The 24,455-nt window shown below is 52.6% G+C and carries 25 protein-coding genes; 5 read left to right on the top strand and 20 right to left on the bottom strand.

Annotation, left to right across the window (positions count from 1 at the left end):
- Positions 1 to 7: 7 nt before the first annotated feature.
- The 12 genes from atpD to mnmG form a co-directional block, all read right to left on the bottom strand.
- A complete protein-coding gene (gene atpD, locus ACH50O_RS19385; RefSeq protein ID WP_446809390.1) occupies positions 8 to 1,381 on the bottom strand; it encodes a F0F1 ATP synthase subunit beta in 1,374 nt (457 codons plus the stop codon).
- A 44-nt stretch (positions 1,382 to 1,425) separates the two neighbouring features.
- Positions 1,426 to 2,289, bottom strand: coding sequence for a F0F1 ATP synthase subunit gamma (gene atpG, locus ACH50O_RS19380; RefSeq protein ID WP_446809389.1), 864 nt, complete (start codon positions 2,287 to 2,289; stop codon positions 1,426 to 1,428).
- Positions 2,290 to 2,300: 11 nt separating this feature from the next.
- A complete protein-coding gene (gene atpA / locus ACH50O_RS19375; RefSeq protein WP_446809388.1) occupies positions 2,301 to 3,842 on the bottom strand; it encodes a F0F1 ATP synthase subunit alpha in 1,542 nt (513 codons plus the stop codon).
- A 22-nt stretch (positions 3,843 to 3,864) separates the two neighbouring features.
- Positions 3,865 to 4,395 carry a F0F1 ATP synthase subunit delta gene (locus tag ACH50O_RS19370; RefSeq protein ID WP_446809387.1) on the bottom strand — a complete coding sequence of 177 codons (531 nt, stop codon included), beginning with the start codon at positions 4,393 to 4,395 and terminating at the stop codon, positions 3,865 to 3,867.
- A gap of 3 nt (positions 4,396 to 4,398) precedes the next feature.
- Complete coding sequence (locus ACH50O_RS19365; RefSeq protein ID WP_446809386.1) at positions 4,399 to 4,872, bottom strand: F0F1 ATP synthase subunit B; 474 nt, start codon at positions 4,870 to 4,872, stop codon at positions 4,399 to 4,401.
- An 86-nt stretch (positions 4,873 to 4,958) separates the two neighbouring features.
- A complete protein-coding gene (atpE, locus tag ACH50O_RS19360; RefSeq protein ID WP_020484117.1) occupies positions 4,959 to 5,243 on the bottom strand; it encodes a F0F1 ATP synthase subunit C in 285 nt (94 codons plus the stop codon).
- A 42-nt stretch (positions 5,244 to 5,285) separates the two neighbouring features.
- Positions 5,286 to 6,050, bottom strand: a complete 765-nt coding sequence (gene atpB, locus ACH50O_RS19355) for a F0F1 ATP synthase subunit A (RefSeq protein WP_446809385.1) — start codon at positions 6,048 to 6,050, stop codon at positions 5,286 to 5,288.
- A gap of 17 nt (positions 6,051 to 6,067) precedes the next feature.
- On the bottom strand, positions 6,068 to 6,436 hold the full coding sequence (locus tag ACH50O_RS19350) for an ATP synthase subunit I (RefSeq protein ID WP_446809384.1): 369 nt from the start codon (positions 6,434 to 6,436) through the stop codon (positions 6,068 to 6,070).
- A gap of 323 nt (positions 6,437 to 6,759) precedes the next feature.
- Entirely contained in the window at positions 6,760 to 7,608 is an 849-nt protein-coding gene (locus ACH50O_RS19345; RefSeq protein WP_446809383.1) for a ParB/RepB/Spo0J family partition protein, read from the bottom strand.
- Positions 7,605 to 8,381, bottom strand: coding sequence for a ParA family protein (locus ACH50O_RS19340; RefSeq protein ID WP_446809382.1), 777 nt, complete (start codon positions 8,379 to 8,381; stop codon positions 7,605 to 7,607). Before ACH50O_RS19340 ends, ACH50O_RS19345 begins: the two co-directional genes overlap by 4 nt.
- Entirely contained in the window at positions 8,374 to 9,000 is a 627-nt protein-coding gene (gene rsmG / locus ACH50O_RS19335) for a 16S rRNA (guanine(527)-N(7))-methyltransferase RsmG (RefSeq protein ID WP_446809381.1), read from the bottom strand. The genes ACH50O_RS19340 and rsmG overlap by 8 nt, the downstream gene beginning before the upstream one ends.
- Positions 9,000 to 10,868 (bottom strand): tRNA uridine-5-carboxymethylaminomethyl(34) synthesis enzyme MnmG, encoded by a 1,869-nt coding sequence (gene mnmG / locus ACH50O_RS19330; RefSeq protein ID WP_446809380.1) that lies wholly within the window; start codon positions 10,866 to 10,868, stop codon positions 9,000 to 9,002. The genes rsmG and mnmG overlap by 1 nt, the downstream gene beginning before the upstream one ends.
- Before the next feature lie 54 nt (positions 10,869 to 10,922).
- Between mnmG and ACH50O_RS19325 the strand changes: the two genes are divergently transcribed.
- From ACH50O_RS19325 to ACH50O_RS19315, 3 genes are read left to right on the top strand one after another with little or no spacing between them, the layout of a single operon-like run.
- Positions 10,923 to 11,174 carry a DUF7230 family protein gene (locus tag ACH50O_RS19325; protein ID WP_446809379.1) on the top strand — a complete coding sequence of 84 codons (252 nt, stop codon included), beginning with the start codon at positions 10,923 to 10,925 and terminating at the stop codon, positions 11,172 to 11,174.
- 26 nt (positions 11,175 to 11,200) lie between these two features.
- Entirely contained in the window at positions 11,201 to 11,809 is a 609-nt protein-coding gene (gene ribA / locus ACH50O_RS19320) for a GTP cyclohydrolase II (protein WP_446809378.1), read from the top strand.
- A gap of 7 nt (positions 11,810 to 11,816) precedes the next feature.
- Entirely contained in the window at positions 11,817 to 14,201 is a 2,385-nt protein-coding gene (locus ACH50O_RS19315; RefSeq protein WP_446809377.1) for a Lon protease family protein, read from the top strand.
- Positions 14,202 to 14,239: 38 nt separating this feature from the next.
- Here the strand turns inward: ACH50O_RS19315 and ACH50O_RS19310 are convergent, their stop codons facing one another.
- The gene (locus ACH50O_RS19310) at positions 14,240 to 15,082 is read right to left on the bottom strand and encodes a matrixin family metalloprotease (protein ID WP_446809376.1); all 843 of its coding nucleotides are present in this window, start codon (positions 15,080 to 15,082) and stop codon (positions 14,240 to 14,242) included.
- 323 nt (positions 15,083 to 15,405) lie between these two features.
- On the bottom strand, positions 15,406 to 15,927 hold the full coding sequence (locus ACH50O_RS19305) for a GNAT family N-acetyltransferase (RefSeq protein ID WP_446809375.1): 522 nt from the start codon (positions 15,925 to 15,927) through the stop codon (positions 15,406 to 15,408).
- Positions 15,928 to 16,071: 144 nt separating this feature from the next.
- Between ACH50O_RS19305 and ACH50O_RS19300 the strand changes: the two genes are divergently transcribed.
- A complete protein-coding gene (locus ACH50O_RS19300; RefSeq protein ID WP_446809374.1) occupies positions 16,072 to 16,821 on the top strand; it encodes a zinc ribbon domain-containing protein in 750 nt (249 codons plus the stop codon).
- Positions 16,822 to 16,844: 23 nt separating this feature from the next.
- Here ACH50O_RS19300 and ACH50O_RS19295 read toward each other — a convergent pair whose 3' ends face one another.
- The 6 genes from ACH50O_RS19295 to ACH50O_RS19270 form a co-directional block, all read right to left on the bottom strand.
- Entirely contained in the window at positions 16,845 to 17,315 is a 471-nt protein-coding gene (locus ACH50O_RS19295; protein WP_446809373.1) for a hypothetical protein, read from the bottom strand.
- A gap of 93 nt (positions 17,316 to 17,408) precedes the next feature.
- The gene (locus ACH50O_RS19290) at positions 17,409 to 17,813 is read right to left on the bottom strand and encodes a hypothetical protein (protein ID WP_446809372.1); all 405 of its coding nucleotides are present in this window, start codon (positions 17,811 to 17,813) and stop codon (positions 17,409 to 17,411) included.
- Positions 17,813 to 19,552 (bottom strand): Hsp70 family protein, encoded by a 1,740-nt coding sequence (locus tag ACH50O_RS19285; RefSeq protein ID WP_446809371.1) that lies wholly within the window; start codon positions 19,550 to 19,552, stop codon positions 17,813 to 17,815. Before ACH50O_RS19285 ends, ACH50O_RS19290 begins: the two co-directional genes overlap by 1 nt.
- Positions 19,553 to 19,569: 17 nt before the next feature.
- Positions 19,570 to 20,220: a nucleotide exchange factor GrpE gene (locus ACH50O_RS19280; protein WP_446809370.1), complete on the bottom strand. Its 651-nt coding sequence runs from the start codon at positions 20,218 to 20,220 to the stop codon at positions 19,570 to 19,572.
- On the bottom strand, positions 20,217 to 20,552 hold the full coding sequence (locus tag ACH50O_RS19275; RefSeq protein WP_446809369.1) for a J domain-containing protein: 336 nt from the start codon (positions 20,550 to 20,552) through the stop codon (positions 20,217 to 20,219). Before ACH50O_RS19275 ends, ACH50O_RS19280 begins: the two co-directional genes overlap by 4 nt.
- Before the next feature lie 6 nt (positions 20,553 to 20,558).
- Positions 20,559 to 23,054: a hypothetical protein gene (locus ACH50O_RS19270; protein ID WP_446809368.1), complete on the bottom strand. Its 2,496-nt coding sequence runs from the start codon at positions 23,052 to 23,054 to the stop codon at positions 20,559 to 20,561.
- A gap of 405 nt (positions 23,055 to 23,459) precedes the next feature.
- Between ACH50O_RS19270 and ACH50O_RS19265 the strand changes: the two genes are divergently transcribed.
- Complete coding sequence (locus tag ACH50O_RS19265) at positions 23,460 to 24,212, top strand: hypothetical protein (protein WP_446809367.1); 753 nt, start codon at positions 23,460 to 23,462, stop codon at positions 24,210 to 24,212.
- Positions 24,213 to 24,455: the final 243 nt, after the last annotated feature.

Raw genomic sequence — 24,455 nt, 5'->3', positions numbered from 1 at the left:
AGGTGGTTTACATGCCTTTGGCTTTTTCAATGGCTTCGTCGATTGTGCCGACCATGTAGAAAGCTTGCTCGGGAAGACTGTCGTATTCGCCGCTGATAATGCCTTTGAAGCCGGCAATGGTATCTTTCAAGGATACGTATTTACCCGGTGAACCGGTAAAGACTTCGGCAACGAAGAACGGTTGAGACAAGAAACGTTGGATTTTACGCGCTCTGGAAACGGTCAGTTTATCGTCTTCCGATAACTCGTCCATACCTAAGATGGCGATAATATCGCGCAGTTCTTTGTAGCGCTGCAAAATGCCTTGTACCGCACGGGCTACGTCGTAATGTTCCTGACCGATAACCAAGGGATCAAGCTGACGGCTGCTGGAATCCAGAGGATCGATAGCAGGGTAAATACCCAACTCGGCAATCTGCCGCGACAATACTACAGTCGCGTCCAAGTGAGCGAAGGTTGTAGCGGGCGACGGGTCGGTCAAGTCGTCCGCGGGTACGTATACCGCTTGGATAGAAGTGATAGAACCGGTCTTGGTCGAGGTAATCCGTTCCTGCAATACACCCATCTCTTCAGCCAGTGTAGGTTGGTAACCTACAGCGGAAGGCATGCGGCCCAAGAGCGCCGAAACTTCAGTACCCGCGAGGGTGTAACGGTAAATGTTGTCAACGAAGAACAGTACGTCGCGGCCTTCGTCGCGGAAAAACTCCGCCATAGTCAAACCGGTCAAAGCTACGCGCAAACGGTTGCCCGGTGGCTCGTTCATTTGACCGTAAACCAGCGATACTTTGTCGATAACGTTGGAGTCGGTCATCTCGTGGTAGAAGTCGTTACCTTCACGAGTCCGCTCGCCTACACCGGCAAATACCGAGAAACCGCTGTGCTCGATCGCGATGTTACGGATCAGCTCCATCATGTTAACAGTCTTGCCTACGCCGGCACCACCGAACAGACCGACTTTACCGCCCTTTGCAAACGGGCAAACCAAGTCGATAACTTTGATACCGGTTTCCAACAACTCGTTGGCCGGCGCTTGCTCGTCGTAAGAGGGTGCGTCACGGTGGATAGTCCACTTCTCCTTTTCGCCGATAGGACCTTTTTCGTCGATGGCTTCGCCGAGGACGTTCATGATGCGTCCCAGTGTCGCCTGGCCGACCGGTACCTTGATCGCTTCGCCGGTGTTGCTGACTTCTATGCCGCGGCTCAAGCCGTCTGTGGAACCCATCGCAATCGTCCGGACTACGCCGTCACCCAATTGCTGCTGAACTTCCAAAACCAGACCGCCCTTAACATTCAACGCATCATATACTCTCGGCAGATTGTCCCGTGGAAACTCCACGTCTACGACCGCACCGATGATCTGAACGATTTTACCCAAACTCATTATGTCGTCCTCTTTTAAAATCTATCTAAACTTGTTTTGATGCCTTAAACAGCAGCGGCGCCAGCAACGATCTCGGAAATTTCTTGAGTAATCGCCGCCTGTCTGGCTTTGTTGTAAACCAGCTGCAATTCTTTAATGATGTTACCGGCGTTATCGGATGCGCTTTTCATCGCCACCATTCTGGCTGCCTGCTCGCAAGCGTTGTTTTCCACCAACCCCTGGAAAACCGCCGATTCTACGTAGCGGATCAATAAGCTATCCAATACCTCTTTGGCATTGGGTTCGTATAGGTAATCCCAACGGCTTTTCGACTCTTCGCCTAAATCGCCCACCGCAACCGGCAACAATTTTTGCACGACCGGCTTTTGGGTCATGGTGTTTACGAAGTCGTTACTGATCAGAAACAACTGATCGATCTCGCCGACAGTGAAAGCATCCAACATCACTTTGATGGTGCCGATAATATCGCTTTGATGTGGCGTATCGCCTAATTTGGAGACTTGGCCAATCAGATTTGCATTAATCATGCTGAAAAACCCAGCCGCCTTACTGCCGATGGTGCAGACATCCACGGCGATCTGCTGGCTTTGCCATTGCTGCATTTCACCCAAAACTTTTCTGAACAAATTGGCATTCAAACCACCGCACAAGCCTCTGTCCGAACTCACTACGATAATACCGACGCGCTTGACTTCGCGTTCAATCAAAAAAGGATGCTTGTATTCGGGATTGGCATAAGCCAGATGTTTGATGATCTGGCCTATCTTCTTCGCGTAAGGCCTAGTGGCCTGCATTCTGTCTTTGGTTTTACGCATCTTGCTCGCCGCCACCATTTCCATGGCGCGAGTAATCTTCTGAGTATTTTTAATACTCGCGATTTTGCTACGTATCTCTTTGCCAACAGCCATGTGCGGACCCTTTACCAGCTACCGGTATTAACGAAACGCTCAATGGCACTGTGTATGCCTTTTTGAATTTCGTCGTTATAGTCGCCTTTCTCGTTGATTTTAGCCATCAAAGCGGATTCGTCGGCATGCATGAAGTCGAGCAAAGCCGCTTCGAAAACGCGTACTTTTTTTACTTCCAAGCTATCCAGGAACCCGGCGTTAGCCGCATACAAGGAAACACTCATATCCGCTACCGACATAGGTGCGTATTGATTTTGTTTCATTAGTTCGGTAACGCGTTGACCGCGTTCGATTTGCTTACGTGTGCTTTCATCCAAATCGGAAGCGAACTGAGCAAATGCCGCCAACTCGCGGAACTGCGCCAAATCCAAACGAATACCGCCGCCCAATTTTTTGATGATTTTGGTTTGTGCCGCACCGCCAACCCGCGATACCGACAGACCGGCGTTAACCGCAGGACGAATACCTGAGTTGAACAGACCGGTTTCCAAGAAAATCTGGCCGTCGGTGATCGAAATCACGTTAGTCGGAACGAATGCGGAAACGTCGCCGCCTTGAGTTTCGATAATCGGCAGCGCGGTTAATGAGCCGGTTTTACCTTTGACTTTTCCATCGGTGAGCTTTTCGACTTCCGCCGCGTTGATACGGGCAGCACGTTCCAACAAGCGCGAGTGAATGTAGAACACGTCGCCCGGATACGCTTCACGACCTGGCGGACGGCGCAACAACAAGGAAATTTGGCGGTATGCCCAAGCCTGCTTGGTCAAATCGTCATAGATAATCAGTGCATCTTCACCGATATCGCGGAAGTATTCGCCCATCGAGCAACCGGTGTAGGGCGCGATAAACTGCAGCGCAGCGGATTCTGATGCTGATGCGACCACGATGATGGTGTGCTCCATCGCGCCGTGCTCTTCCAGTTTGCGAACCACGTTGGCAATAGAAGAACGTTTTTGGCCGATGGCAACATAAATACATTTGATGCCGGTGCCTTTTTGATTGATGATCGCATCGACAGCAATTGCAGTTTTACCGGTCTGTCTATCGCCGATGATCAACTCACGTTGACCGCGGCCGACGGGAATCATCGAGTCGATCGCTTTCAAACCGATTTGCACCGGTTGATCGACAGATTGTCTGGCGATAACGCCAGGAGCAATTTTTTCGATCGGCGATTTTAAGTTGGTTTCGATTGCGCCTTTACCGTCGATTGGATTACCCAATGCGTCGACCACACGGCCCAACAACGCTTCGCCTACCGGCACTTCCAAAATTCTGCCGGTGCATTTGACAGTGTCGCCTTCGGTAATATGTTGGTAAGCACCCAACATCACCACACCGACAGAGTCTCTCTCCAGGTTCAACGCCATACCGAAAGAGCCGCCTGGGAACTCCAGCATTTCGCCTTGCATTGCTTCCGACAGACCATGAACCCGAACGATACCGTCGGTAACACTGACTACGGTGCCTTCGGTATGTGCCTCAACCTGGGCGTCGAAGTTCTCGATCTTCTTTTTGATCAGATCACTTATTTCTGATGGATTTAATTGCATTTTATTTTTCCCGCTCTAACTCTTAAAGTCTTTTAGCTAATTGATGAAGCTGGCCTTTGATAGAACCGTCGATGACTTTGTCGCCCGCTTTGGCGAGAATGCCCCCAATTAACGATTTATCGACAGAAACGGATGCATTGACCTTTTTATGCAAAAGCTTTTCCAGCATGGCGACATATTTGCCTTGCTCGGCTTTTGTTAGCGAGTACGCACTGTATAAATCAACATTGACGTAACCTTCATCATCCGCCTTGTACTGCTCGAACATCACCGAAATTTGCGGCAGTAACGGCAGTTTGTCATTTTCTATCAACACTTTGAGAAGGTTCTTGGCTTCTTCGTGAATCTGATCCTGGCAAATATCCAGAATCAACTGTGCTGTATGCTGCTTGCCAACTCTGGGATTTTTGACAATGGTAGCCAATGCCTCATCCTGTATGACCAAAGACAAAAACGTCAACGAATCGGACCACTGCTTAGACGCCGCAGTCTCCTTGGCGCGCTTGAAAGCCGCTTCCGCGTAAGGTCTTGCTAATGTCGATAATTCAGCCATTGCTTAACCCAATTGATCCGCTGCTTTGCTGAGAATGTCTTGATGCTTGGCTTTGTCGATTTCTTCTTTCAAAATCTGTTCAGCTGCACGCAACGCCAGTGAAGACACTTCTTTGCGCAAACTTTCTCTTGCCTGCAACATTTCCTGCTCTATCTGGGCTTTTGCTGCTTCAAGCAAACGCTCGCCTTCTTTCTTGGCTTGATCTTTCGACTCTTCAACCAGTTGATTGGCGCGTTTTTGCGCAGCACTGACGATTTCCGCCGATTGTTCTTTTGCTTCCTTCAGCAGGCTCTTGGCTTTTTTCTCGGCCAATTTAATTTCTTCCTGGCCTTTCTCGGCCGCGGCCAAACCTTCGGAAATTTTGGTTTTGCGCTCTTCCAGAGCGGCAATGATCGGTGGCCAGACATACTTCATGGTAAACCAAACCAGAAGTGTGAAAGTTATCATCTGCCCGATCAGAGTAGCATTGATGCTCATTGATGCTTTCCTCGTAATGCCGTTGTCATTCTATCGGTACGCGAACAGGGCTCAGCCTATTCATCTCGACCCGATAATTGCTAAATTTAACCTGCGACAGATTGAACGGCTGAAAGGAATGGGTTTGCGAAGGTCAACATCAGAGCCAGACCAACACCGATCATGGTTACCGCGTCAAGCAAACCGGCGATGATGAACATTTTGACCTGCAACATTGGAACCAACTCAGGTTGACGGGCAGCGCCTTCCAGGAATTTACCGCCCAGCAGACCGAAGCCGATAGCAGTACCGATTGCGCCCAAGCCCAAAATGATGCCAACTGCGATAACGGTGAAGCCTTGTACGTTGGCAATTAATGATGCGAGTTCCATAGTGTCTCCTAAATATTGATATGAAAGTTGAAAATAAAACTATTAATGATCTTCGTGTGCCAAGCTCAAATACACGATGGTTAACACCATGAATATGAAAGCCTGCAGCGTAATAACCAGAATATGAAATACAGCCCAAGGGAAGCCAAGCAAAGGCTGAACGATAGGCGGCAACAAGGCGATCAGGATAAACACCAACTCACCGGCATATAGGTTACCGAATAACCGCAGGCCCAGCGAGATGGGTTTAGCCAATTCTTCAACTGTTTTCAGCAGCAGATTGAACGGCATCATCTTCGGACCGAAAGGCGTACAAGTCATTTCCTTGGCAAATCCCCACAATCCCTTAACCTTGATGCTGTAAAAGAAGATCAGGAAAAATACGCTAATGGACAAGGCGAAGGTACCGTTCAAATCGGTACTCGGCACAACTCGCATGTACTCCATGCCCATCAAACTACCGATCATCGGCAACAAATCCACCGGCAGCATGTCCATTGCATTCCACATAAACACCCAGCAGAAAATCGTCAACGACAGCGGCGCTATCAAAGGACTACGGCCGTGGAAGCTATCCTTAACCTGCGTATCGACAAACTCTACCAAGGTTTCCGCAATATTTTGCGCCAGACCCGGAACACCGGATGTCGCTCTTTCCGCCACTGTTTTGAAGAATAGAATGAACAATCCGCCCAAGAATGCGGAGAAAAACAAGGTATCCAGATGCAATGTCCAAAATCCCTCACCCACCGATAACGGTGTCAAGTGATGGACTATATAACCTGTTGCGCCACCTTCAGTACTCATTTGTCCTCGCAATAAAATTAATCACGCCACAAAAACAGCGCAAACCAAAAAACCGACAACACTGCAGCATAACCCATCAGCAGCGTTAAGAAATCAACAGAGGGAATCTGTAAAACGATAGAAAACAGGGCTACCGTCAAAATTAACTTAACCGTTTCGCCTGCATAAAATGCATTGACGACACCCTGCGCGCCCAAATCCTTGGCAAGATAGATTTTGTAGGCAAAATACAGATTGGGCAGTAAAGCCACGAATCCTCCAAGCAACGGAGACACTGCACTTTTCCAACCGCCTATCAATAAAAATCCCGACGCCACCAATGCAGCCATCAGGACTTGTCCAAAAACTACTTTTCTGACAGTAGAAAATTGATTTCTAGCTGCCATTTACTTCCCCTTTCGTCTTGAGCTGGGCGATTATATCCAGCCAGCCCGTCTAAAGCAAGGTAAGCGCATCCGGCAACGGCCTTCCAGCTTCTCCACCTCTTTGATTTGCCAAGGCTATCTAAACACACCCTGGAATCACGGTTGAGAAACAGCGTTTTACGCCAAGCTTTCGATCCCAACGCCTAAAGCAATCCGCATGCCATCCGTAACATACTGATTCATGGAAACATCGCCCGCACTTCTATGTAACAAACCCGACAATGTACATGACAGTGACCGAAATACGACATTTATTGCGCATTCTGAAGCAGGTGACCCAACGCTCAATTGATTTTTTTAATAATGCCTTCCAACTCTTCCAAGTTGGTGTAACTGAAAATCAACTTCCCTTTACCGTTACTTTGGTGATTTATTTCCACTTTTGCTCCGGTTCTTTCGCTTAAGTCTTGTTGCAAGCGCAAGGTGTCCGGGTCGATTTTTTTCACAACCGCCGGCTTTTCCTCATGCTGTTCGCGCACCAACTTTTCCACCGCCCTGACGGTCAAGCCTTGTTTCACCGCTTTATTGGCAATTTCGACTTGCTTGGCTTCGTCCAGTCCCAGCAATGCACGGGCGTGCCCCATTTCCAACAAACCCTTGCCCAACATGCCTTTCACTTCGCCCGCTAGCTCCAGCAGGCGTAATAAATTCGTGACCGTCGTACGCGACTTGCCTACCGCAGTGGCTATTTGTTGATGGGTGAGTTCGAATTCGTCCTGCAAACGATGCAAGGCCTCGGCTTCTTCCAACGCATTCAAATCTTCGCGCTGAATGTTTTCGATCAGAGCTATCGCCATCACCGAACGATCGTCGAGATCCTTGATCAGCACCGGCACATCTTGCAACTCGGCTAATTGCGCCGCTCGCCAACGGCGTTCTCCGGCTATGATTTCGTACTTTTCGCTGTTGATTTTACGGACGATAATCGGCTGAATAATGCCTTGCGCGGCAATCGAATCGGACAACTCCTTCAGCTTCTCGGGATCCATGTCTTTGCGCGGCTGATATTTCCCCCGCTGTAAAAACTCAATGGGCAAGCTCTGCGAGTCTTGTGGTTTTTCCTGTACCGGCTGACTTACATCGCCGAGCAACTCGCTTAACCCCCGCCCTAAACCGCGTTTTTTCTGCATCATTTTTTCGCCGCTTTCTCTTTTCTGATCATTTCGCCGGCTAGCGCAATATAGGCCATCGCGCCTCGCGAGGCCTTATCGTAAGCCAATACTGGCACACCATGACTGGGCGCCTCGGCCAGACGGATGTTTCTGGGAATAGTGGTTCTAAAGACTTTGTCGCCGAAATATTCGATCAGTTGATCCGAAACATCCTTGCCCAAACGGCTGCGGCTATCGACCATGGTCCGCAATATGCCTTCCAGATACAAACCAGGATTGACGCTATCGCGAATGCTGCGCAAGGTAGACATCAGCGACGACAGGCCTTCCAGCGAATAATATTCGCATTGCATTGGGATCAATACACTGTTGGCAGCCACCATCGCATTTAAGGTCAACATATTTAAAGATGGCGGACAGTCGATCAAAATGTAATCGTACTGATCTTTTATCGTAATCAAGGCATCGGCCAAACGCCTTTCCCGATGCTGCGCGCTCATCAATTGCACTTCGGCGGCGGTTAAATCGGCGTTACCGGGAATCAAATCAAATCCCAGCTGCTTATTCTTTACGACGATTTCGGAAACCGGCACTTCTTCAAGTAACAATTCGCAGCTGGAATACTGAATCTCGTCCTTGTTCACCCCGCATCCCATCGCCGCGTTACCTTGCGGGTCCAGATCGATCAACAACACCTTACGTTTGGTAGCCGCCAGAGCCGCCGCCAGATTGACGCTGGTAGTGGTCTTGCCGACGCCACCTTTCTGGTTGGTAATCGCGATAATCTTAGCCATGCTTGGGTTTCTCCAGTCGAATCAGGCAGCGTTCGGCCGCTATGCCGGGCACCGTCAGCGGAATCACGCTGTATGTTTCGGCCAAGTCTATCAGCTCTTGCTCGGGCTGCTGGCCTTTCATCGCCAATAAGACCCCATCCTCGGCCAGCAAATGGCCGGTCAATTGCATAATATCGGGCATGCTGGCGAAGGCCCGGCAGATTACCGTGGAAAACAAGATTTCCGGTTGCAGCAGTTCGATGCGACTATGCACCACGTCGACATTTTTTAGTTTTAATTCCAGCACGGCCTGCTGTACGAAGCGGGTTTTCTTAGAGTTGGAATCCACCAGAGTGAATTGACAATCCGGCCGGCAAATCGCCAACGGAATACCCGGCAATCCGGCGCCGGTGCCAATGTCGGCGACACGCGAGCCATTGAGAAAGGGCAGAATCGCCAAGCTATCCAGGATGTGCAGACTCACCATTTCCAGGGGATCGCGCACCGCAGTTAGGTTATAGGCCTTGTTCCATTTTGCTATCAGTTTGATAAAACGCAATAAAGCATCGTTACCATGCTCACCGACATCCAGCCCGAGTGCTTTTAGGCCGAGCTCAAGCTTATCGCGACAGGCATCCATCAAGCGCTTTTCTTTTTCAGATGCACCAACAACAAGGAAATCGCCGCCGGCGTAATCCCCGGAATCCGCGAGGCCTGTCCCAAGGTTTCCGGCCGCTGTTTTTTCAGTTTCTCGCTGACTTCGTTGGACAGACCCGACACTAGGCTGTAATCCACATTGTCCGGCAATTTCAAGTGCTCGTAGCGTAGCGTGCGGTTGATTTCGGTTTGTTGGCGATCGATATAACCGGCGTATTTGGCCTGAATCGCCACCTGTTCGGCAACTTGTTCGTCTACTTCGGTTTCGTCGCTGAACCGCAGCAGATTCTCGACATCCACTTCCGGTCGGCGCAGCATTTCCATCAAGCTGGCTTCTTTCAGCAGCTTTTTGCCCCACAATTCTTCGGCCAGTGCCGCTTCGTCGGATTCGGTGCGTATCCATTTCTTGGCCAGTTTGCCTTGCAGATTGGCAATGGCTTCACGCTTTTCTTCAAAACGTTGCCAGCGAGCGTCATCAACCAGTCCCAATTCGCGGCCTTGTTCGGTCAAACGCAAATCGGCATTGTCTTCGCGCAGTTGTAAGCGGTATTCGGCGCGACTGGTGAACATTCGGTAAGGCTCGGCGGTGCCGCGGGTAATCAGATCGTCGATCATCACCCCTATGTAAGCTTCATCCCGGCCAGGACACCAGCTTTCCAAACCTTTGGCCAGACGCGCGGCGTTCAAGCCGGCGATCAAACCTTGTGCGGCGGCTTCTTCGTAGCCGGTCGTGCCGTTGATCTGACCGGCGAAGAACAGCGCGTTCATATGCTTGGTTTCCAACGATGTTTTTAAATCGCGCGGATCGAAGAAATCGTATTCGATGGCATATCCGGGACGGACGATTTCCGCATTTTCAAAACCCAGCATGGTACGGATGAAGCGGTACTGAATATCGAATGGCAGACTGGTGGAGATACCGTTTGGGTAGACTTCGTTGGTAGTCAAGCCTTCCGGCTCGACGAAAATCTGGTGCGAATCGCGGTCGGCGAAGCGCACCACCTTGTCTTCGATAGACGGGCAATAACGCGGACCCACGCCTTCGATAATCCCGGAGTACATCGGTGATCTATCCAGACCGGAACGGATGATGTCGTGGGTTTCCTGATTGGTGCGGGTGATGTGACAGCAGATTTGTCGCGGATGCTGCTCGCAGTTGCCCATGAACGAGAACACCGGTAGCGGCGTGTCGCCATGCTGTTCCTGCAATTTGCTGTAATCGATGGTACGGCCGTCGATGCGTGCGGGTGTTCCGGTTTTCAAACGACCGATGCGGAAGGGCAATTCACGCAAACGCTCCGCCAAGGCAATCGATGCCGCATCGCCAGCCCGGCCGCCGCTATAATTTTCCAAACCAATATGGATACGGCCAGCCAGGAAGGTACCGGCAGTCAACACCACGGCCCGAGCATTAAACTCCAAGCCCATCTGGGTTTTTACACCCACCACCCGGTCGCCCTCAACCAACAAATCAGAAACGGTTTGCTGGAATAAGGCCAGATTGGCTTGGTTTTCCAGTGCGGTGCGTACCGCCTGCTTGTACAACATTCGGTCGGCTTGCGCACGCGTCGCCCTTACCGCCGGGCCTTTGCTGGCATTCAGGATGCGAAACTGTATGCCGCCTTTATCGATAGCCTGCGCCATAATACCGCCCAGCGCATCCACTTCCTTGACCAGATGGCCTTTGCCGATTCCGCCTATCGCCGGGTTGCAACTCATCTGCCCCAGCGTTTCGATGTTTTGCGACAATAACAGGGTTTGCGCACCGGAACGCGCGGCCGCCAGCGCCGCCTCGGTACCGGCATGGCCGCCGCCCACTACGATCACATCAAAGTCTTTCTGGAATTTCACAGGCAATCTATGGTCAAATAAAACGTTATTTTAATAGCTTACGGAGAAAAAAGCATGAGAAAACAAAACCCCAGCAAGGGTTTGCACGACAAACCCATTAAAAATCCGGTGGCGAAATTCGCCCATCAATTCAACAAAACACAAACCTACGCCGACAAAACCCAATATCGCCGTAAAGCCAAACATCAAGGCCTGGAGCCTTTCTCAATCGTTGCAGAATCAGCGATTCAGAAAGGCTCTCGGCAACCGCTCCCGGCGTTGCCCTACCTCCTGCATCCATGCAGTCGTCGGCTTTTACCCATATAAGCTGCGCATTAAGGATTTCAATATCAGTGAAAGCAAGCATAGAAGATAAAGTTCAAACCCGGATTCCCACCAAGCACGGCGAATTCATTCTGCACTACTACAGCAACAGCCTCGATAAAAAAGAACACGTCGCCTTCGTCAAGGGCGACGTGGCCGGCAAGGAAGACGTACCGGTACGCATCCATTCCGAATGTTTTACCGGCGATGTGCTGGGCTCCCGGCGTTGCGATTGCGGCGAACAGCTGGATATGGCGCTGGATTTGATCAATACTGCCGGTTGCGGCGTACTGATTTATCTGCGCCAGGAAGGCCGCGGCATCGGCTTGCTGAAAAAACTGCAGGCTTATAATCTGCAAGACCAAGGCCTGGATACCGTAGATGCCAACATCAAGCTCGGCCATCTGGCCGACGAACGCCAATACGACATAGCCGCGCTGATTTTAAACAGCTTGCAAGTGCGCTCCATCGAACTGATCACCAATAACCCTTTGAAAATCGACGAACTGACCAAGCTGGGGATTAAGGTGAACAACCGCATCGCCATCGAAACCCGCATTCATCAAGACAATCTTGAATATCTGAAAACCAAGGCCGAACGCATGCGCCACATGCTGTCGATGCCGGACAGCAAATAACCGCGCCATGCTTGAACAATTGAAACTGCCGGTCTCGGCCTTGAAGCTGGCAATCGATCTGCCCGGCACCGCGCCAACTGCGCAGCAAAGTATCATCCTCGGCCAGCACCGCGCCCAGTCGGCACTAGCCTTCGGGGTAGCAATGAAAGCGCCAGGTTACAACATCTTCGTGATGGGCGATCCCGGCACCGGGCGCCTGTCCATGGTCAGTCATTATTTGAACACCTATGCCGAACAGCAGGAAGCGCCGCTGTCTTATGCCTATGTGGACAATTTCGAAAATCAGCGCGAGCCGGTGGCCATCGAATTGCCATCAGGAGAAGGACACAGTTTTGCCAAAGATATCGAAAAGCTGATCGACGATGTGTTGGCCACCTTTCCGGCCGCATTTGAAAGCCCCAGTTATCAGCAAAAGAAAACCACGATAGAGCGGCGTTTTAACCAACGTTACAACAGTGCGATCGACCTGGTCGATGTAAAAGCCCGCGAGATGAGCGTGGCCTTATACCGCGACAGCGACACCATCACTTTTTTGCCGATTCGCAACGACAAAGCCCTGGACGAAGATCAATTCACCTTGCTGCCGCAAGCGGAGCGCGATGCTTTTCATCAACACACCGAGGAACTGGAAGAATATCTCGGCGACGTGTTACTGGAATTGCCGCAATGGCGGCGCACGCTGGTCGAAGAAACCCGTCAGCTCGACAACGACACCATCAAGCAGGCGTTGGAGCCTCTGCTAGCCGAGCTGAACACCAAATACCAAAACGTCGATGACGTCATTACTTATCTGGCGGAAATCGAGAAAAGCCTGAGCAATACCATCGGCGAGTTACTGATGCCCAGCCGCAGTCAGGATAGCAGGGAGATCATTGCCAAGCGCCTGGCGCTGATCGAGCAATATCTGCCCAACATCCTGGTCGACTGCAAACACGACGGCAACGGCGCGCCGGTGATCTACGAACCGCATCCGATTTATCAAAACCTGTTCGGCCGCATCGAATATGTCAGCGACCAAGGCACGCTGGTCACCAGTTACCGGCGCATCTGTCCCGGCTCGCTGCACCGCGCCAACGGCGGTTATCTGATCCTGGACGCAGAAAAAGTGCTGACTTACCCCTTTGTCTGGGAAGGCCTGAAACGGGCGCTGCAAGCCGGCCGCATCGAAATCGAGTCGCCATATTCCGAGCTGGGCATCAACACCATCACCCTGAAGCCCGGCGTGATCCCGCTCAACGTCAAGGTAATCCTGGTCGGTTCTCGCGATATTTACTATTTGTTGGAAGAGCTGGATAGCGAATTCAACGAGATGTTCCGGGTGCTTGCAGACTTTGATGATCACATCAAACGCAGTCCGGACAATGTCGGCCAATTCGTGCAATTGTTGAAACGGCATGCCGCCGACTCCGGCGCCAAAGCCTTGACCGACGCAGCCTTGCTGCGCTTGATCGAATACAGTTGCCGGCTGGCGGAAAATCAGCAGCGCCTATCCGCGCACGTGAACAGCTGTCTGGAAATCATCGCCGAAGCCAATCTACTGGCCGGACAAACCCAGGCCAGCCAAATCGATAAAACCGAAATCGAACTGGCGCTGGCGGCCCGGGAACAACGCAACGGCCGTATTGCGGAAGCCATCCTGGAAGAAATGCTGGAAGGCACCATCCTGATCGACACCGACGGCGAAGCCATCGGCAAGGTCAACGGCCTGACGGTGATGGACATCGGCGGCAGCAGCTTCGGCGCGCCGGCGCGGATCACCGCCACCGTGCATCCCGGCTCCAGAGGCATTGTCGATATCGAGCGGGAAGTGGAATTGGGGCAACCCATTCATTCCAAGGGCGTGATGATTTTGAGCGGCTATCTCGGCCACTGTTACGCCCAGCAATTTCCGCTGGCCATCTCCGCCAGCATCGCGATGGAACAATCCTACGGCCACATTGATGGCGACAGCGCCTCACTGGCCGAGCTGTGCTGCCTGATCTCGGCCTTGACCCGCACCCCGATACAACAGGGCTTTGCGATGACCGGCTCGATCAATCAATACGGCGAAGTACAAGCCATCGGCGGCGTTAACGAGAAAATAGAAGGCTTTTTCGAACTCTGCGCTGCGCGCGGTTTGACGGGCAAGCAGGCTGTGATCATTCCGGCATCGAACAAACGTAACCTGATGTTGAAACAGCAAGTGGTGGATGCCGTCGAGCAAGGGCAGTTTGCGATTTATACGGTGTCGAACGTCGACGAAGCGTTAAGCCTGCTAACCGGACAAGAAGCCGGCACCATCAATGCGGAAGGTCAGTATCCGGAAGGCAGCGTCAACTTCAAGGCCGTGGCGCGTTTGAAGGAGATATCCGATATGTCGGCCGACGAGGACAAGGAAACCGAGACCGGTTAAAAGCAGCCATGGAGGGAAACCGCCATGGCTGACTAGCGTCAAGCGAGGTTGCGTCTGCGGTTCATCCACAGAAAACCGAACAGAGCGGTGCCGAAAGACCAGACAGCTGCCGGCAGAGGTACCGGTGCCGACGCACCGTAGAGATATTGGATACCGGCGATATCGTCGGCATCCAGCGTACGGTTTATCTTGCCGAAACACGAACCGCCAACTTCCATCACCGGACAGCTACTGTCAAAGGTAGTTGGATGCGCCAGACCCAAGGCATGACCGAGTTCGTGCAGCAGCAAGCTTTCGAAATCGTTCGGCGCGGTGGACGGGCCGCCGGGATAAAAGGTATCGCCGTCATTGCCCGGCTGGAAGCCGTAGAAAGAGTTGGCGTCGAAAATAATATCGCCGCTACCGGTACCGCCATTCGGCGGCGGCGCATAGCCGACGGCACCGCCGCCGGAAGCGAAGGCAAACACGCCGATGCGAATATCCGGCGTGCCGGCTGCTGGATTATTGATGGACTGACCCGAATCGGGGAGCGGCCCGACAAAACTGATGTTGGCAACGCTGGCCCATTTGTCGAAAGCGGCCTCGATTACGCTCTGCAAACTGGTCAAAGCCGTCAGGGTATAGCCGGTACCCGGCGAATTTTCTATCCAGAGCGAGCTCTGAGCAGTTCCGGGACAGGCATCGCCACAATAAGCCGATCCTGAGGTACCGGTCGGGATAAAGCCCCAGGTGACAGATCCGCCAGCACTACCGGGCGTATTGTTGCCACCCCACTTTTCGACGCCGCCGTTACCATCCGAAAATGTCGCGTAAGCAAAAGCCGTATCGGCTGCCAGCAGAAAACATAGTCCGGCAAGACACGTATAAAATTTATTCACCATATTCACCTCCGATCGCAAAAAGAGCCGAGCCTGCGTGAAATGACTCACGCCGGGCATAAACCAAACATGAACATTCAGGTTTGGGAAAGAGGCAATCCGGCTATCTGCAGAACAGACCCAAGGATTTTCCGTGTCCGTTTGAAACGGTTTGGCTTTTTCTCTTGTTGACGCGCCGTATTTAGTAGCATATTTTTCAAACGCGTACAAAGAAATTTATATCAAGATCAAGCAATTAAACCGGCGATTTCGGTAGGCGCGCCACGTAACGTTATGCGGCGTAGATAACCTTCCCGATCTTTTATAAGCCTCCAAGCAAGGACAAATTAAACTTGCTTCTCCAATAATTCCAAGGACAACCCGGTCACCTTGGGCACCCACAATACCGGATTCAGCGGAAACGCTTTAACAATCCCCGTGCGCCGGTAGCCGCGCCGCTCGTAAAAGGCGATCAGCTCCGTCCTGCATGGAATTACCGCCATCAGCAAACGCTTTGCCCGCCACGCTTGACAGGCTTCGACTTCCGCCGCCTGCAATAACCGCTTGCCAACTCCTAAATTTTGGCTCGAAGGCTTTACCGCCAACATACCGATGTGCACTTGCCGATCCTGATACTGCAAATGCACCGAACCCAGCAGTTCGCCGCCGCGCCTGCACAACAAGAGCTTCGAATCGGCCGCGGCAATTAGATTCAGAATATCCTCGACATCGGTTCTGCGGCCTTCCAGCAAATCCGCTTCTGTGGTCCAGCCCTGCCGGCTGGATTCGCCGCGATACGCCGAATTTATCAGCTCCGCCAGTTGCGCCGCATCGGACGGCTCGGCCCTGGCAAATGTCAGTTCCAACATGATTAACCTCAAAATCTCGTTCGCTCGGCAAACCGCCGAACCTGCAAATAAAAACTTGCCGGAGACGAAAAATCCCGGCCTTGCTGCTAAGGTTTATTGGCAAAACCTATACAAATCCTCACCCATCTAGCCTGGAGCTACAGAATGAAGCCATGCCCAAAGTGTAATCGGGACGTGCCGCCCGCCGAGGAAACCTGCCCGCATTGCGGTATCGTTTTTGCCAAATATTACAAATACCATGGCAGCTCAAGCTCGCCGACTGCGGAACGGCTCCAAGTCATCATTCACATCGAACCGCCGGCGGACACCATATTCGGCAACGACATTTATGCAGACAATCAAGCCATCTTTGTTGGCCGTTGCGTATTATTACCAGGATTTTTACTCTGGAGCTGGTTACTGATTACACCGGGCCTGGCAAGCAATGCGGCCGGCGAATCGTTTCTGCACTTGGTCAATCTGCCGTTTCATGAAGCCGGCCATCTGATTTTTCGGCCGTTCGGACAATTTATCACCTCGCTGGGCGGCACATTGGGCCAATTACTGATGCCGACGATTTGCATGCTGACCTTATTGCTAAAAACCCGCGACCCGTTCGGCGCCGGCTTGTGTTTATGGTGGGTGGGCGAGAACTTCCTGGATATTGCCCCGTATATCAACGATGCCCGCGCCGGACAATTGCCCTTGCTGGGCGGCAATTTCGGCCATTCCGCACCTTACGGTTTTCACGATTGGGAATATTTACTAACCGAATCCGGCTTGTTGGCGCAGGATCATACGTTGGCAAAATTAGCGCAGCTACTCGGTACGATGTTGATGATAGCCTCGCTGATAGTCTGCGGCTACGTATTGTTAAAACAGCGGCAAGCACTGACTGACGCCAAACCGGAGTAGGGGCGATTTAAATCTCCCCAGAATTAACCCAACCACGCTTTCACTTTCGCCTTCACCTGCGCTTTAACCTGCCGCGACCAACGGTAAATCTCGGTATCGACTATCTTCGCGTGCGCCCATTGCAGCCAGCCCATCACAGTGTGATAGACAAAAGCGATCACGGCAAACGTCAACAATTGCGGCTTAGTCAATTTGAACACCCGCGCCACCAGCAAAGTGCCGAGCAACTTGGCGAACACTTCCAGCAAGATACCCTGCAACAGCATGCCGTGTAGCAGCAAAGCCAAAGCCGCCAGATTGATCGGCGTCACAATCAGCACCGGAATCGTGAATGCCAGCAAAGCCATGGCCGGCGAAGTTTGCGCCAACCAGCGTTCGATACCTTCCAGCCTGAGTAGCAAAGCCAGATAATGAGCGCAGGCCGATAGAAAATCCCACAACCATTCTTCGATGATCAGCAAGATGGCCAACAGGGTAAGCAGCAGTTTTTTCATCGCGATATACCGAAAGTTAAACGCAAGACACGCTAGCGGAGCAGGACCCGTCAGCTAGATTTAAACGGTTTGGCCCGGCCGCATCGCGCGCCGCTAATCACAACTGGAGTTTACGTCGGATTTCACCGACAGATGATCTATCATGTCATAAAACCGGTGCAAGGTTTCATTCCGACCTTCCAACATTCGCAAATGGCCCAGAACATCGCGCGCTTCCGGCCAGCGCCGCTCTGCCACGTCTTGATAAAGCGTCCGATACAGGCGCTGAACCAAAAACCCTTTAACCAGCTTGGCGGCCGGGGTTTGCCTGAAACTCAAGGAGCGCAATACCGCCGGCACCGCTACATCCATTAGTCCGTACCCCGTGCTTTGTAAGGATACACTCAGCCATTGTTCGGCCAGACGTTGGCTGCGGATGATTTGCTTCAGCTCGGCGCCGCAGCGCGGGCAGAGCGTGAGCGCGCCGAGCCGGGCGTTGCAGGCCGGGCAGCGCTGCATCACGATTCCAGGTAGTAAATGATGTCGCTCAAGCGTTCCACCGGCTCGCGCAGCCCGGCCTCGTCGCCGTTTTCCAGAAAAGTCGAGATGGTTTCGATCAAATCGACCATGTCTTCCTTGTCTTCGGCGGAGACGGTTTCGAATAAGGATTCGGCCTTCTTGATCGCGTTACGCGCAGCGGCGAGAGCCGGGCTTTCCGGTACCGAACCGGCCTCGCCGCCGGCCGTATCGCCGAACAAGCCGTCGATACGCTGTTTGGCGCTGCTGAGCTCGCCGCTATCGAAGCGGGAAATGGCATTGTTGATGGTGATAGCTTTTTCCTTGCCGGAGGCTTTCTCCCGTGCCGAAACGTGCAAGATGCCGTTCAAATCCAGATCCAACGTCAAGGTGATGACATTGCCGGCCGGCACATCCAACAAACCCTCGACCAAAAATTCGCCGATTTCGACGTTGTTCAGCGCATCCGGGTCCTCGCCTTGAAAAATGCGCACGTTCACCTCGCGTTGATTGTCGTGAAAGGTCTCAAAGGCCTCCGCTTTGCGCACCGGCAATACGCTGTTTTTATGAATGATGGGCACGTATTGGTACGGATACGACATGCCGTCCAAATAACCTACCGCGCTGGTGCCGAAGGTATAGGGCGTCACGTCGACCAACACCGTGCCGATGTCCTCGCCGTTGATCATCGCCGCCTGCATGGCCGCGCCCATCGCCACGCACAGATCAGGATCGACTTCGCCGTGCGGTTCGAAACCGAATTCCTCGAACAAGCGCTCGCGGATGCACGGCGTGCGCGTCGAGCCGCCGACCAGAATGATTTCGTCGATGTCGGAAGCCGTCAATTTGGCGCCCTTCAGCGCGATATGCGTCGCGTCCAGCGTGGCGTTGATGTGGTCGGCGATCAGGTCTTCGTAGTCCGAACGCGCCAACTCCATCGTCAAATGCAGCGGCGTGCCCTGATGCTCCAGCAAATATTCTTCCTCAATCGTCGCGTAGGGCTCGTCGGACAATACCAATTTCGCCTGTTCCGCCGCCCGGCTGATACGCGCCATCGCCTTGCCGCGCGGTTCGACCTCGATGCCGAATTGCTCGCGGATATGCGCCAGGATGCGATCGACGATCAACTGATCGAAATCGTCGCCGCCCAGATGATTATCGCCGTGACTGGCCAGCACTTCGACGACGCCGCTCTGCACGTTCACCACCGACACGTCGAAGGTGCCGCCGCCCAAGTCGTAAACCAGCATGCGCTTGGCGTCAAGTCGGCCAGCACCGTAAACCAGCGCGGCGGCGGTCGGCTCGTTGATCATCCGCACCACCTGCAGCCCGGCAATTTCCCCCGCTTCGCGGGTGGCTTGGCGCTGGGCGTCGGAAAAATAGGCCGGCACGGTAATCACCGCTTTGAGGATAGGCCGGCCGACATACTGTTCGGCAATCGCCTTCAAACGTTTCAGAATAATCGCGGACACCTCCTGCGGCGTATAAGCCTGGCCGGCCATAGTGACCCGCGCGTCCTGCCCCATCAGGCGTTTGATCGACTTGACCGTACGCTCCGGATATATCAGGTATTGATTACGTGCGCTGGCGCCGACCAGGATTTCGCCGTTATCGTCCAGTCCGACGAAAGACGGCAAAATCTTGTTGCCGGCGTCGGCGATCACGGTAACTTTGCCGTTTTCGACAATCGCCACTTCCGAATTGGTAGTCCCCAGATCGATGCCGATGATGATGTCGTTCATATGTGTTCCCTGAATGCCTAAAGTTTATTGACCTTGACTTCCGCCAAGCGCAGCACTTGATCGTCGATTAAAAAGCCCTTGCGCAGCTCTTCCAGCACGACCACGTTTTCCAGCGCCGGCTCGTTGCCGATCGCGACTGTCGTCATCGTCCGCGCATCGAAAGGCTGGCCAACACAATCGATGGCAAACACCCGGCGGCGTTGCAGCATCTGTTCCAGGCGCTTCAAGGTAATTTCCTGGCCTTCGCCAATGCTGGCAATGAAACCCAGGTCCTGTTTTTTGGAATGACTGAACAAGCCATCGACCGGCCGATAATTTTGTAAGGCCCGATGGCCGGCATCGAGGCGGTCGTAAATATCCAGCCATTCCAGCAGTAGCGTCCGTTCGACCTCCCGGCGTTGCTGTTGCAGCCGTTCGCCGGCTTTCGCCAGTTCGTCCGCCATGGCTCGATTGTCGGCTTTCAGCGTGGCGACCGCATCGCTCAAACTATCCAGCGCGGCTTTGAATTGCCGCGCCTCGGCCTTGACTTCGGTTTTCAAGCCGGCCAGATCGGTGAACAGCGCGGTCAAATCCGGTTGCTCGAGCGAGGTGAGATGGGCGAAGTCGGTTTCCTGTAAATAGTGCTGCAAGGCCGCCAGCAATTCGTCTTGCGGAGTTTCTGTGCTCATGTGGGCGTATTAGTCAATTTGGCGAGCGATTGTTCGATGGACAGCGTGCTCAACAGGTTTAAAAAATCGTCCGCGGCCATCGGCCCGCCCGCTCCCGGTTGGCCGAAGGCTTGCGCCAGCAACGCGTCGAATTCGACACGCGGCACATGAAACAATGCGTGGCGCAAGCGGCAGTCTTCGTCCTTAATCGCTTCGAAGGCCTCCTGGATTTCGCGAAAGCGCGCGGGATCGCGGTCGGGCGGACAGTCCTTGACCCGCTGCAGATAGGCTTGTTTGATGGCGGCGTCGGTAGCCTGTTCGGACACGCCGAGAATGTTATACGGTGAAATCATCGGTACTCAATTGAAAGGCAGCGAATATTGCGGGGAATCCTGGTCGAAGCGATTCACGATGTCGTCGAAACTGACGCCGATTTCGATCTTCAGTTCCTCGGCACCGGCGAATATCGCCACAGACCACAGGAAGTCCTGGTTCATAAACAAGATCGTCAGGCGTTGCTGTCCAAGCCGATTGCCATGTTGACGGATGAATTGGGCCATTAAACTGTCGGGATCGCGCTTACGCATGATCTCCTCGATTTTCTTAGTAATACGCTTGAACACGGCATCCGGAACGTGGCCGAACAAGTCTTCAATCGGATCGTCGCCGATGGGCGACAGGGCTAAGTCCTCGGTTTCATCCTCCACCGGCAAATGCTCGGACGCGCCGCTGGCCCGCTCAAGTAGACGCGCGATAGCCGCCGCGGTCTTATGGTCGTTTCCCACCCGCACCTCTTCCAGCGCGCTTTTCAAGCGGTATAAGCTCATGAAGTCCAAGTGGCTGGTATCGCCTTGGCATTCGGCCAGTGTCCGATAATACAGCCAGGCTGGCGTGTGCCGGCGGGCCTGAGCCGCTTTGGCGCAGTGCTTCAATAACTCGTAATGCCCGATGGCTTCCAAAATTTGGCACCAAGCCAGCAACAGTGTGTCGTGGTCCAGCAGCCATTCCACCGACTTTTTCAGCGGCGCGTTGAGCTTATCCAAGGCTTTGAACAACAAGCTACTATCGTCCAATTGCTCGTCGTAATAGCCTAGCAACCCGATCAGGCGTTGCAGTTGCGAGGCGGACAACAAATAGTCCTTAAACGCCGGCAGCGCGCGACTAAGCCCCTGAGTCGGCAGCTCCAGCAGACCGGCTTCGATCTGCGCCTGAAAATGCATGTTGATTGGATCGTCGTGCAGCTTGGCCAGAGTATCGACGATGCGTTGCAAGCCCTGGGACTTATCTTCGGCCTGCCATAGATAAAAACCGCGCAACAGATCGGCCTGGTGGCGCAGATGTTTGTCGATGGTCAATTGTTCGGCCGCTTGAATTTCCTTTTCCACCAAATGAAATTTTCCGGTTTTCACCAAGCGGCGGGCATGGGCCATGTGATTGGCGAACAGCAAGTGTTTGGCCAGGGTATTGACGGGATCGATCTGCAACAAGGCTTTGGCATAGGCCGCGGCCTTTTTAAAGGCTTTTCTGGCGGCGGCCGATTTGGCCGCCCGCACCAATAAGTCGGTATCGGCGGGAAAACGTTGCAGGCCGCATTCCAGCCAGTGTGCGTACTGAACGGAGTCCGACCGCTGTTCCTGATAAATCGTCAGAAGGTTCAGATAGCTTTGCCGGTCGCCCGGATCGTATTCCAGGCTGTCGGCCAGCAACACCGCTGCGTCATCAGGATGAGCCTTGTCGGCCATGTGCCTGAGGATCAAGGCGATTTTGCGGTCGTTGGCCGGCCGGTCTTTTTTCAGAATGTCGATGCAACGATCCCAGAAAAAACCGGCGTCGTAGTCGTTTTCGGCTTGCTCGTGCAACAAGGCCTGCACGCGGTTTGCTTCGAACGGGTCCTGGCCGGCGAAGTGTTTGAAGTAATCTTTCTCGCCGCCCGGATACTCAGCCAGCGCCCCCAGGCAATAGGATTGCGCTGCATCGTTTCCGAATACGTCACGATATTGCAAAACCAGATTGAAGCGAGTCTTGGCGTCCGGCTCGCCGCCGTGTTTGATCAGCGCTTCCAGCAACTGAGTTTGGCGAGCGGTGAGACCTTTGGCTTGAGCAACGACGCGGCGTTGATTATGCTCCAGACCGGACAAGCTGGCGATGAAGTCCGCGCCTGTTTGCCGATAAGCCAAACAGGCCTTAGACAGCGGTTGATACGGCGATTCGTCGGGGATTTTGGCTAGCATAGCCGGCGCTTGCTCGCTGTCCGCGCCATCCGGCAATTGCGCTTTCAGCAAGGTGCGCAAATCGCGAAACGCCGAACGGTAGGGCAATGGTTTCAGCGCCTGCTCGCAGCTTTCCCGCTCGCCGTTGCGATACACCGCGAACGCCGTGCCTATCCATTCCCAATGCTTCAGCAGCGCGGAATCCTGGGGTAAATGCGCCAACAGATCGGCCGCTCCGGAAACCAGTAGCGCGCCCAGATAGACCGACAATCCTGGAAATTCTTCGTCCAGCTGCCGCGCGTTAAAAGCATCCAACCTAGCATAGGCTTTGCGTTCACTGTTGCCGGCCAACAACCACAGCACGTAAACGTCTTGGGCTTGCAGCGGCGCGTCAGCATGAGCTGCGTAATTTTCCCAAAGTACGCAGGCTTCCTTGAACATGCCTTTGCCAGCCATCGCCCAGGCTCTTTGCAGATAGCAATCGGCCAAGCAACGTTTGGTTTCGGCGTCGCCCGATTGTTTCAACATTTCCTTGAACAAATCGCTCGCTTCCTTATAGCGCCCGGCGGCATAGTGCGCCCTGGCTTTTTCCGGGAGCGCCGATTCGGAGATCGCGGCGGAAATTTTCTGAATGATTTTTTTCATGGCTGTATAGGGATAGCCGGTGCTTCAAAAGAGCATTATAAAACAGTACCGGCATATGCCACCTGTTATGCTTTCTTACTCAGAATTCCATTCGATCCGAGTTCTCTTGATTGGCTACTCATGAACCATAGATGTTCACGGGTTATTGGATCTTAAGGGGAAGACCTTGTGAATCCGCTATGGGCCGGACTGACTTCTTTCGGAACCGAACCAACAAAATCGACCCTTTGCGGCCTGTCGACCGAAGTGATTCAATGGCGGCAGATTGTTTGTTACCAGTCGTAGCCACCTGTCACCGATGATATCCAGAATAATAAATTCTTGTGCAATCAAAAGGTTAGTATGTCAAAGATTATTTTCAGGTTGATCTATGATTAACAGTTTATTAACTTGCTGGGCTTTACGATGAAACGCCAAAATTGTAAGCTCATTTTCATGGCTCTATTGATTCATCTGTTAGTTGCTTGCTCAGACCCTCCACCAATTACTCCCCCAATTGAACTTCTGGCTCATAAAGCTAGTTTTTCTATTTCAGGTCGAGTTTTTCAATTGCCATTAATAGCGGTTTCAAGTGGATTTATAACTAACGTGCATATGCCATGCAAAGAAGGCAAACAGTGGAAATGTGGGATGCCACTTGAGTCTATTGCTAATACTCATGAGCCAATTACTCTTGATAGTTTAGAAATCGAGCTTGAGAACTATAGTTCTTTTTATGACACCCGAATCGACGGTACGATACCAATGCCTGAACTTTGCAAACTGTTATCGCAACAATGGGCTCAAAAAATTTGCCAAAAGGGTCGGATAATTGACTATACGTTATATCTACGGAGATTCACATTGGTTAAAGCAGACAATCTCGGCACTATATCCTATATTGATGGCGCTATCGAATCTACAGGGCAAATGGTAAAGAGAATGTCTCTTGATGAGACTCCTTCACTTTTCTGTGACGTTGACAAACAAGGAAAACCACTAAGCCTTTGTCCCGTGGCGATGAAGGTTAGCGATAATCTTTTAGCCGTCTGGATTGTGAGTGCTAGGGAGTCGGGAAACGCTACAATAGATAAACAAGCTCAAGTTATAAGAGCGCTATTACAATTTGCATTTGGAGAATCTGAGGATACTCAAGCTTTATATACGGCCTTGCAGTGACGCTAGCCCAGCAAGCCGGTCACAGAGACTCGCTGACCTTTAGCAGTTTTGGAGTGCTGATTTTAATCAAGGTAAGATGGTTTCGCTAAAGGTCACTTGAACGGCGTCCCCCCATCGTAACGTTAACCGAGCAATTACTGACATAAACCAACCATTCAGAAATCAACACCAAAGGTCGGCAATTGGCCGAACTCAGCCGAATATCAAGCACCCAACAATTGACGCCCGGGCCGCTATCGCCGA

The sequence above is a fragment of the Methylomonas sp. 2BW1-5-20 genome, assembly GCF_052474515.1.
The sequence above is the reverse complement of the archived record's forward strand: the minus strand, read 5'-3'. Positions and strand labels throughout refer to the sequence as shown.